We start from the raw sequence: 11,024 nt of genomic DNA on the forward strand, positions 1-11,024 counted from the left end.
TTTATATAATGTAACCAATTATCCTATAAACCATTGCACAAAGCCAAACCGTTTTATATATATCTGATTTTTCTTTATACTCTGTTTAAAAAACATGTTTTTCTAATCTAATTCTCATTGAAAGTAATATATATAAGGATTATCCTGATTTAAGAAATTATTTTAACAAGGAGCTAACAATGAGAAAACTTTTCACTTTATTTTTAATTGCTATTTTTTTATTTACATCTACCGGCCTATGGACAACCGCTGTGCATGCAGATGAAACAGCCTCTACAGCAACTGAGGTAAATATTCCTGACCCAGCCTTAAGATCATATTTGAATTCTCTTCTTAAACAGCCAAGCGACGCTCCGATTACAACGGATCAAATGGCAACAATTACCTCGGTCGATTTATCAGGCAGTACTTATACAGACTTGACCGGACTTGAAACAGCAGTCAATCTAACTTATTTAACCATTAGTAACACAAACATTACAACGCTAGCACCCATCCAAAATTTGACCTCGCTCATCAGCTTGACGGTATCAGGCAACAACATTACGGATAGCTTTTTTCCTGATTTGAATGGGTTGACAAGCTTGGAATCTATCAGTATCAATAGTCCCAATGTAACCGATGATATTTTCAATACGTTCAATCAGTTGCCTAATTTACATGAAGTATATGCGCAAAATTCAATGGGAATCACTGATATTTCTGCATTAGCGTCACTTCCGACTTTAAAAACGTTATTCGTTCAATTTGACGGAATTGATGATTTCAGACCGCTAAATGATTTTGAAAGTTTCAAAAACGGCTCGCTGCAAACGCTGGCTGCTTATGGACAGAATACCGGACGCTATTACCCGCATGTCTCACTAAAATCCAGCCAACTAGACTATGACGAAGCGGCTCAAACTCTATATCTGCCCTTCTCAATGATGCCTCATCGCCTTACAAGCTTTGATGGAACAGTTGCACCATTTACAAAATCAACATCATCCAGCAACACATACGTCGGCTTTAATGATCAGCAAGTGGCCAGTTCTCGTCTGACGATCACAAATGATGGGATTACAATCAGCAATGTGACGAAGGAAGAATTTGATGGCCTGACTGAACTCGAATATAATGCTCGCTATGATTTTGCTACTGGAAGTTATCCTGTTCCTTCAAACATGACGAGTTATGTGATTTCGAGCGGAACTTATGATCAGTATTTCGATATTCGCCATGTCTTAGATCTGACTGCCGACGAAAGTGTCGACTACAATCAATATGAACCAGTGACTGAGGAGCAGTTCTTACAGGACGTTCATGCTGAAACAGATGACGGCACGCCCGTTCAAAGCGATTTTGACCAAGTGGTTGATTTTAACACACCGGGTGAATATACCGTCACATTGACTGCTGAAAATACAGCCGGATTAAAAGCAGATCCCGTGACAGTAAAAGTGATCGTTCATGCAAAACCAGTGATTACTGCTGATCCAGCCATCACTTATGAAAAAGATACAACCAAATCAGCCGATGAATTCATGGAAGATGATCATGCTTCCGTTACTGAAAATGCCCATTTGGTAAGTGATTTTGACGATGTTGTTGATTTATCGACACCAGGTGATTACACGGTCACATGGACTGCCGAAAACGATCGTGGTCAAAAAGCCGATCCAGTCGAAGTAGTCGTAACCGTGACAGATGCGTCCCCAACGCCTGATCCAGGAACAGACACAGATGATTCAGATAACGATAAAAACACAGATATTGTGACGCCAGCACAAGACGATCGGGACACACCGCAAGTAACTACTTCACCTAAAAATGAACAACAATCCGTAACTGTGAAGGAAAAAAGTCCCTCTTCCTCCCAAACGACAAAAGCCACAGAAACAGAGAAGGCGACTTCCAACAAGCAAGAAGCCTTACCTAAGACAGGCGACTCAGCTAATTGGCCAATCGCTGTAACAGGCGCAATGTTAAGCCTCGCTGCTATTGTCCTTCTAAGAAAACGTAAATAATCCTTTCCATCCAGCAAAATGACTGTTACAGGTTATTTTGCTGGATTTTTCACGTTTTAATTTTTGTATAAAAAAACACTAATAGGTGATCAAAACTTATCAAACGATTCATTTTTAGTGTTTCTTTTTTAGATTTTATAGCTTTATTAACAGAAAGATTGTAGACTAACAACGAAGGGGTTTCCATATCTCTTCAAGCATTTCCCTTTTGGCCGCCAGCCCCCCAACTCCTACTGGTGGCCTTCCTTTTCTTCCGCCTCCTTTAAAATGTAGTTTTTTTCAATAATTATTGTGTTTATTTTTAAAAATTATAAATATTTATTGCTATCTTTTTAAGAAAGCGCTATCATGAAGTTGTTAAAAAATCACTTTTAGGAGGAAAGAAAATGAGAATTGGTGTCGTGAAAGAAATCAAAAACAATGAGAATCGTGTAGGGTTAACGCCTTATGGAGCAAAGGAACTGGTGGCGCACGGCCATGAAGTACTCGTAGAAAAAAATGCTGGGGCTGGCTCCGGATTTCATGATGAAGAGTACCTTTCGTTTGGAGCGAAAATAATTGATTCCGCTGCTGATGTTTGGCAGGCTGACATGGTCATCAAAGTCAAGGAACCGCTCAAAGAAGAATATCCCTATTTCCGTAAAGGTCTGATCCTCTTTACATACCTGCATCTTGCTGCTGAAAAAGAGTTGACGGAAGCCCTTGTTGAAAAAGAAGTCACAGCGATTGCCTATGAAACGATCCAACTGCCCGACCGCTCGCTTCCTCTATTGACACCAATGAGTCAAATTGCGGGACGAATGGCTAGTCAGGTTGGGGCTCATTTCCTTGAAAAAGTCAGCGGCAAAAAAGGGATTCTTTTATCAGGTGTACCCGGCGTGGAACGTGGTATCGTGACGGTTGTTGGCGGCGGTGTGGCTGGTATCAATGCGGCTCGAATTGCTATCGGATTAGGCGCAAAGGTCAATATTTTAGACATTAATCCGCTTCGTCTGCAAGAAATCGAGAATATTTTTGGCAATGAAATCAATACGTTAATGTCCAATGCTTACAATATCGAAAAAGCAGTGACCGAGGCTGACTTGGTGATCGGTGCCGTCCTCATTCCAGGTGCTAAGGCGCCAAAACTGGTATCTGAAGCAATGGTCAAGAAAATGAAGCCGGGCAGCGTGCTTGTGGACATTGCCATCGACCAGGGCGGGATTTTTGAAACGACGGACCGAATTACCACGCATGACAATCCGACTTATGAAAAACATGGCGTGATCCACTATGCCGTCGCCAATATGCCGGGTGCCGTTCCGAATACTTCCACTTTGGCGCTGACAAACTGCACACTTCCTTATGCGGTTATGCTGGCAGATAAAGGCTACCGTGATGCCTGTCTGGCGAATGAACTGCTGCTGAAAGGGATGAATACCTATGCCGGCTTTGTGACATGTGAGCCTGTTGCCGATGCTTTTGGAATGCCTCATAAAGATTTCAAATCACTGATAAATTAAAATTCATGTTCTTTATTATCTGATTTTTAATTTACAATAGACGGAGAATTCGGTGTTCTTCGTCTATTATTGAATTGACTGCCAAAAATAATCAAAGGAGATCTCACTATGCCGCTTTTCCAAAAGAAAGATTTGAATCTCTTATTAGAAAATAGTATCGCGAGAGAAAAAACTTACGGATTGCTCGATCTGGTTTTACTCGGAGTGGGTGCTATTATTGGTACAGGCATTTTGGTATTAACAGGCATCATCGCCGCAACGGATGCAGGGCCTGCTGTTGTTGTATCTTTCATTATTTCGGCCATTGCCGCGACGATCATTGGGCTTTGTTACGCAGAAGTCTCTTCTTCCATTCCTTGTTCGGGCAGCATTTATGGCTATGCCTGGGTCGTACTGGGCCAATTTCCGGCTCACTTGCTCGGCTGGACGATGATTGGTGTCTACATTTTGACCGCTGCGACTGTTGCCAATGGTTGGACGGGTTATTTTAATGCTTTACTGCTCGATTTTCATATTACGCTTCCCGAAGAGCTGCTTCATACGCCCATTCAAGGCGGCTTAATCAACTTGCCATCCGTTATAATCGTACTGGTCATCTCATTTCTGCTGACACGTGGCAGCAAGGAGAGCAAAATGGTCAATAATATGATGGTTCTGATCAAATTGGTCATTATCACTTTGTTTATTGTCGTCGGTGTTTTCTATGTGGAGCCGGGCAACTGGACGCCGTTTGCACCATTTGGCGTACAGGGAATCTTTGCCGGGGCGGCGACGGCCTTCTTTTCTTTCCTAGGCTTCGACGCACTCGCTACCACGGCGGAGGAGGTCAAGGACGTGCAGAAAACCTTGCCGAAAGCGATCATTCTGTCGGTGCTTGTGGCAACAACGCTCTATGTAGCTGTCTGCCTGATTATGACCGGCATGATGAAATACACCTTTTTGGACGTACCAGAGGCCATGACTTTTGTGATGAAAGTTGCTGGTCAGGATGTGGTCGCGGCGATTATTGCAGCCGGCTCGGTCATTGGCATTCTGGCAGTAATCCTCGCCTTCATTCTTGGGTCATCCAACATCATCATGTCCATGGGGCGCGGCGGCTTCTTACCGAAAACCTTTTCGACCATGAATAAAAAATATCAAAGTCCGAACCGCGCGATCTGGACGGTTGGCATTTTAACGGCGGTTTTCTCCGGGCTGATGGATGTCAAGTCGCTGGCAAACTTGGCCAATATCGGCTCGCTGATTGCCTTTGCAGTGATTTGCTTTATTGTAATCCGTTTTCGGCAGACGCACCCTGATGTTAAAAGGGATTTCAAAGTGCCCTTCACGCCGCTAGTGCCCATTCTTGGGATCGCCATCTGCCTTTTCCTCGTCGCCAATCTGGATGCCATGAGCTGGGTCGTCTTTCTGATATGGCTTTTGCTTGGCACGCTCTTCTATTTCACCTATTCAAAAAAACATATCGAAAATTGATCCACTCAATAACGATTCAAAATATCAATACGGGCGGTACGAGGATATTTTCAAATGTGTGGACGGTCATGCTGAATACGGCGCGGGGTACCTCCTCCATTCAGCGTTTGCCGCAATCCCCCAAATGGCTGGAGGCAGAACTGCTCAGCTTCACGATCATTCTGGAAAACGGAAAGCTGGAAACTTTTCCGGCACCAACTTGGATAATTTTACATGTGGATCGCTAACAAAAGCCACTCGTGAGAACGGGTGGTTTGTTCTGTTGTGCCAATTGGTCGGCTGCTACCCTCATCAGTTGCATCCATTGAAAACCTATAAAATTTGAACACTCCCTGACAAATTCTCATGAACTTCTTAACTAATTAATAGTAGATTCTTAACTTGAAAGGTTAAGATGAATATATCAAATGAAACCAATCATTTTTTACTCCCTTTTTTAATGATTGATTTCCAAACTCCCTTTTTTGACCAATGCGGTTTACTCCCTTTTTCCACATTGGTTTTTTTATTGCCTGAAAACAGCTGGGTGAGAAAAACTTTTATAGAATCTCATAGAACTTTCATGAAAAACACTCTGAAATCTCGTCTAATCTGGTTAATATATAGTCATAAGCTAACAACAAGCAAACATTTTCATTTTTCCCCTATTAAATGAAAATCCCAAACTCCCTTTTTGGCCGATGTGGTTTACTCCCTTTTTCCACATCGGTTTTTTTGTTGTCTTTTTTAATCTCCATAATGGTTCAACTGCAGTCAAAAACGCCTTTTCCTACTTTGGAAAAGACGTTTTTTAAATGAGATGAATTGGCCCGTTGCGGCTATCTAATCACCCGGTCTCATCTCGATTGGATAAGCTCTTAGGGATAGAAAGTGCCATTGGACCTTTTCTAGGCTTTATTCAACTGTAATTTCAATTGTATAGTTTCCTGAAACATAATGACTGTAGCGATCCATTACTTGGTAGATCAGTTCATGCGTCCCGGGCGTCAGCTCTTCTGTTGGCAGAGCGACATAGTAAGTACTGGGATCCACTGGAGCCCAACCGTGCACAGCTCCGTCAATATTCACATTGGACATTATACCACCCTCTACCGCCTCGTATTGTGCACCGATTGGGTTGTAAATAGACACTGAGTCTCCTTGTTGAATTGTGATTGGTGCATACGTATAGGTTTCATCTAATGCGACTACCGGATAACCCGAATCTTCACTATAAGTAAACTGTGTCGGAACACTGATAATGTGGTTCCCCGTCAAATCCATTTCGCCAATATGCACCAAATTAGGCCAGGCATCTAATGGCAAATCGGTGATATTGCAATTTGCCAGGCTGACTCCCTGTAATTGCTCCATTCCATTCAATGTCGGATAGCCACTGCTGAAATCATTTTGATGTAAATCTAGTTCGACCAAGTTCGGATAATTGGCATCTGGGAATGATGTGATCTGACAGATAGGCATTTCCATTTGTTCCAATGCAGGGAAGGCACTTGATAAGTCCGGCATTGCGCCCACATTTCCTGATTCTACTGAGAAAAACGTGACGTTTGGAAATACTTCATTATTAAATAAAGCAAGTTGTTCACCTGTCAACGCTTCCCCTTGCATTCCTAATTCCGTTACCGCATCCAAATCTGCTTGTGTAATGATATCATTTACTGTATCTTTATGCGTGGCATTTCGCACCCAATCGGCAATCTCTTCATCAGGAAAAGCCTCAATAATTGGCGCTGGCAACGGTACGGTCTCATTCACCTGTACGGCAGAGGCGGTGCTCGAATAATCTTCCGCAGTTTTTTCCGAGGCAGAGACGATTTGCGGGGTAGTAAGCACTAGCGCAATCCCTAATGCCCCCAAAATAATTTTATACTTTTTCATCTTTTAAAAACTCCTTCCTTTTTTATTTAGGTTACTAAAAGAAACGCCTGCCAGCTGAAAAAGCCTCAATTTTGAACATTGAAGCTCCGAAAAATTTCTTTCATTTTAAAAAATGCATCCCCTGCCACACTGGTGATTTTTAACGCTATTAAGAATCAGCTACGGATGAAAGCTAAAAAACCAAAAAGCAAGTAATGGCTTTCCGGCTCAATAGAGGGAATTCCTACATGCTTTTTGGTTTTTTTAATAGTCTCTCTGATATTTGTTCATTATTTAAGGCGCATCTACAATCGACCAGTTAAAGTTGGTTTGATAGGTATTGGCCTTGACTGCATTTGTATTGTATTGAAGCAGCGGACCTTCATTTTTACCAAATGAAAGGGTGGTGGTTTCTTTGTCGTCGCTGGTTGTCGAAGCCAGTTTCCCGACTTCTATCGAGCTGCCAGGAATTAGCGGTGTTTCGGTTCCATCCGCTGATTTCCAGATAATCGCGCCATCGAGTTTGTCCCCAGAAGGAGAGGTAAGGGGCGCATCAATGCCCACATACACTTTCCAGCCCTTTTGGTAACGTGTGTCAATGATGGAGAAATCATACGTATCGGTTTCACGATTAACTGTTTTTAAGCCACTATTCACCTTTGTCGTATTGAAGGTGATCGGATCAGGGCCATTGGTTTGGTCAAATTGGACAGAACCAAATGGATCACTGACAAGCTGGAAGCCGTCTTTCGTTACTTTGTAATAAAGCGTTCCGCCAGATGTGGCATCAGTGTTTGCTTTTGAATCATCATAACGTGTGACGTGATCCTGATAGCTGTAATCGACCGCAATGATATCACCATATTGGAGTTTATCCGCGATTCCGGCGGACTTGTAGGCAGCTGTATAATCAGCTAATTTGTTTCCGTTGTTGACCGCCACTGAACCATATTGGGAGGCACTGCCGATCGAGCCGGCATCATTCGTATGATAGAAAGTGGTGGACAAGAACTGGGTGGAACTGTTCGAGGAAACAAAAGCATTGCTTCCATCATTATCACCAGCCGTAATGGCTAGTTCAGGCGTGCCATTATCATTGGTCAGGGTCAAAACCACACCGCCGCGATTTTGCTCAGCACCAACATACAAGCTGTCTCCGTATTCGATCGTGACACTCACAGGAATGCTTGCCTGAACGCCGCGATCGTCTTCAATGATGACATTGCCGGATTGTGTGCCGACAGTCTTGCTGGAAGGCGTGTTGGCGGCGTCCCATCCAACCACATGGACATCATCGACAAAGGAAACCGTCGAATTGAGATTTTTAACGAACTGGCTGGCATCCAGCGCGGAGATATCTGTCCCGAGCGGATAGACTTTGTTTGGTGTCACCGCATCAGCCGTTGGTAAAGTCGTCTTCATAGTGATCTTATTCGTCACGGTTTTTTCTGTATCCGGTGACCAGTTCATCATGGTGTTCCCGGCTTTATCCTTTACATGAATGGTAATCGGATAGGTGCCGGAACGATTACTCGTCACGGAAGGATCATAGTCGCTCGTAATCGTGAAATAATCATCGGCAGACATGGTACTGGCATCAAACATGTTGTCTGTACAGCTGAGATGGATCAAGTCATAGTAATCTGCTTCTGATAAGGTTTGCTTGTATTCCAATGTAGCAGAAGAATCTAGTGTAGCAGCAGGTGGCACATTGTCGACATATTTGAAGCCGGTATCGACCATTTCTAATTTCAGGGCACCATCATTCACTGTGTTCTTAAAATAGGTGGATGGCCCGACCATATTCGTAGAAGTAGGGGCAGGTGGCTTATTGGCAATGGTCGCATTTTCTTCATTGGTTATCCGCCAAGCCTCCGCATAATCGATGAGATAATAATCACCGATTTCATAACTCCAATCTTTGATACTATCGTAATAATCAGAAGGCTGCACGTTGGCTTTCATTGTGACGGAATTTTTCACCTTACCGTCTTTATCACAAAGGGAAAGTCGGACATAATCGGCGTTTCCATAGCTGGAATTAAAGTTAGCATAGTCAGCGGGCCCCTCCTCGATTTTAATCTTTTGATGATAAGTATCCGCATATGCATAGTAACGAGTTAACTCAGGAGCACCCGTTATTGTGACACCATCAAGATGAATTGGTTCCACGATGGAGAGTTTGCGCGTTATTTCATAGACGACTTGATTGTTGCTGTTTTTATACTGAATGGGTACTGTGTAGGTGCCGACTTGATTGACATTCACGCTAGAAAGATTGGCGGTAGCTGTCAATCCTGAAATCTCGGATGCGTGTATAGCGTTTAAATACGACTCGCTCGAGATGGGGCTTCCTGTTCGATAAGTCATCCCCTCATCCGCAGTGACCGTTTGTTCTTTCACTGTGACGTTGACATTGACAGTGCTGGAGACATTGCCAGAAGGATCAATGGCTTTCACTTTGACCGTCTGTTTGCCGTTTTTATTCATGACGATGCTTGGATCAAAATCACTTTCAAAAGTGAAAAAGTCATCTTGCGACATGGTGTCCGGATCAAACATATTATCTGTCCCACTTGCATGAACTGCTGCACAGAATTCTTCGTCTGTCATCATCACGCCATAAGGCAACTCAATACTAGCATCTGTCGTGACAGCAGGTGCCACATTATCCATATAAATAAAGCCATCTTTGTTGAAAGACATTTTTAAAGCTTTCCCACCGCTATAGAGCAGCGATGGCCCAGCCATGTTGGTTTCTGTTGGATAGGGAGGCTTATTTTGCATCGTAGCGTTATTTTCGTTTACTAGACGAACACTGGCTTCGGGTCCTTCAATCACATAAATATCTCCGTATTCGTAAGACCAATCATTGAGAGCAGATGCATATTCGCTAGAATGGTGTGTTCCACTAACAACAACTTGTTTTTTTACAGTACTGCCATCACTCCCATATAATGTGAACGTATAATACCCATCAGGAAAATAGGCGTGGATTACAGAGCCTGAGTTTAATGTCTCTACTTTGATTTTTTGATGATAGGTATCATCGTAAACTTTGAAAAAATCAGTGTAACCAAACCCCTCTAATGTCACTGGTTCTACAATCGTTACTTTGGACGTTGTTTGTGCAACGACATTTCCGCTTGAATCTTTTTCTGTAATCGTCACATCAGCTGTGCCCGTTTTGCTTGTATCCACACTGCTCACATTTGTGATGACATTGGGGTTACTAGCTTCCGAGCAATGGACATCAGAAAGAAACTGGGAACTGGAAAGTGTCGCCCCAACAGGATAGGTCATCCCAGCGTCCGCCGTAATACTTTCAGCCTTTAAATTGCCGCTTTCATCCGCAGATACTTTCCCCGTATAGCTCATCTGAATGGCGACGGTCCCGCTATATTGTTTGGCGGAAGAGTGATAGGTCGTATCGTAAAAGTCATAGGAAAGGGCATCAGGTTGTTCCGCAAGTGGCCAAGTGATCTGATTGGATGCTTGGGCACCTTGTCCGCTGATATTTTCAGTGGAAACGGATGTGCCATTTACGCCTGTTTCAAGCGTGTTGTTATATTCCGCTCGACTGGCAGCGACGGATTGGCTTTTCGTAATCGTTTGTCCAGAAGCATCAAAAGTCGTCAATTGGTCAATTTGGGCAGAAGTAGCTCCGTTTAAATTGACAATATGATTATCCCGCACGGATACTTCTTTGAGCGCTGGTGCGGACCAAATGGCCGAAATATCTTGTAGACCGCAGTTATTAGCACTCAGTGAAGTCAATTGTGGCAACTGTTCAATGCCTTCCAGTGAAGAGATTGTCTGATTATCAATATTTAAACTCGTGACAGAGGCTAATTGCGTTTCCGTTAAAGGCATGTCAGCAGTAATCGTGGCATCCGTTGCTTGTAATTCCTTTAGTACCGCCGCCCGAAGCGTCTCGTCTGGGAAAATTTGTTGTAAGGTTTTCTCCTGCGAAGCAGTCTGTTCATCTATAGAATCATCTGTATTCTCTGTGGCCAAGCTATGTAGTGGTACTAAGGCGATCAATAGAGTAAGTACAAGCAGACACTTTAGTATTTTCATTTTTCTAGGAGACAACATTTCTACACCTCTTTATTTTTTATACGATGCTTATTCAGCATATAATCAAACTTAATGATACCTTGTATCTCAGTACCTTTTTGTTCGC

Annotated in this window: 6 protein-coding genes; 4 read left to right on the forward strand and 2 right to left on the reverse strand. The window is 43.1% G+C overall.

Annotated elements, in window-relative coordinates; all coding sequences use genetic code 11:
* Nucleotides 1–179 precede the first annotated feature (179 nt).
* The 4 genes from CS921_RS11790 to CS921_RS15580 all read left to right on the forward strand — a co-directional run bounded on the left by CS921_RS11790 (nucleotide 180) and on the right by CS921_RS15580 (nucleotide 5,208).
* Entirely contained in the window at nucleotides 180–2,006 is a 1,827-nt protein-coding gene (locus CS921_RS11790) for a LapB repeat-containing protein (protein WP_099224130.1), read from the forward strand.
* Nucleotides 2,007–2,392: 386 nt separating this feature from the next.
* Nucleotides 2,393–3,508, forward strand: coding sequence for an alanine dehydrogenase (gene ald / locus CS921_RS11795; protein WP_099224131.1), 1,116 nt, complete (start codon nucleotides 2,393–2,395; stop codon nucleotides 3,506–3,508).
* 108 nt (nucleotides 3,509–3,616) lie between these two features.
* A complete protein-coding gene (locus tag CS921_RS11800) occupies nucleotides 3,617–4,981 on the forward strand; it encodes an APC family permease (RefSeq protein ID WP_099224132.1) in 1,365 nt (454 codons plus the stop codon).
* A complete protein-coding gene (locus CS921_RS15580; RefSeq protein WP_162921758.1) occupies nucleotides 4,978–5,208 on the forward strand; it encodes a hypothetical protein in 231 nt (76 codons plus the stop codon). Before CS921_RS11800 ends, CS921_RS15580 begins: the two co-directional genes overlap by 4 nt.
* Nucleotides 5,209–5,875: 667 nt before the next feature.
* Here the strand turns inward: CS921_RS15580 and CS921_RS11810 are convergent.
* A complete protein-coding gene (locus tag CS921_RS11810; RefSeq protein WP_099224133.1) occupies nucleotides 5,876–6,859 on the reverse strand; it encodes an internalin N-terminal domain-containing protein in 984 nt (327 codons plus the stop codon).
* 273 nt (nucleotides 6,860–7,132) lie between these two features.
* Nucleotides 7,133–10,936, reverse strand: coding sequence for a LapB repeat-containing protein (locus CS921_RS11815; protein WP_099224134.1), 3,804 nt, complete (start codon nucleotides 10,934–10,936; stop codon nucleotides 7,133–7,135).
* Nucleotides 10,937–11,024: the final 88 nt, after the last annotated feature.

This window comes from Listeria costaricensis (assembly GCF_900183385.1).
GTDB classification, from domain to species: domain Bacteria; phylum Bacillota; class Bacilli; order Lactobacillales; family Listeriaceae; genus Listeria; species Listeria costaricensis.

Coding starts and splice junctions, on each gene's coding strand:
- CS921_RS11790 (WP_099224130.1), top strand. CDS start 180: ATGAGAAAACTTTTCACTTTATTTTTAATTGCTATTTTTTTATTTACA.
- ald (WP_099224131.1), top strand. CDS start 2,393: ATGAGAATTGGTGTCGTGAAAGAAATCAAAAACAATGAGAATCGTGTA.
- CS921_RS11800 (WP_099224132.1), top strand. CDS start 3,617: ATGCCGCTTTTCCAAAAGAAAGATTTGAATCTCTTATTAGAAAATAGT.
- CS921_RS11810 (WP_099224133.1), bottom strand. CDS start 6,859: ATGAAAAAGTATAAAATTATTTTGGGGGCATTAGGGATTGCGCTAGTG.
- CS921_RS11815 (WP_099224134.1), bottom strand. CDS start 10,936: ATGTTGTCTCCTAGAAAAATGAAAATACTAAAGTGTCTGCTTGTACTT.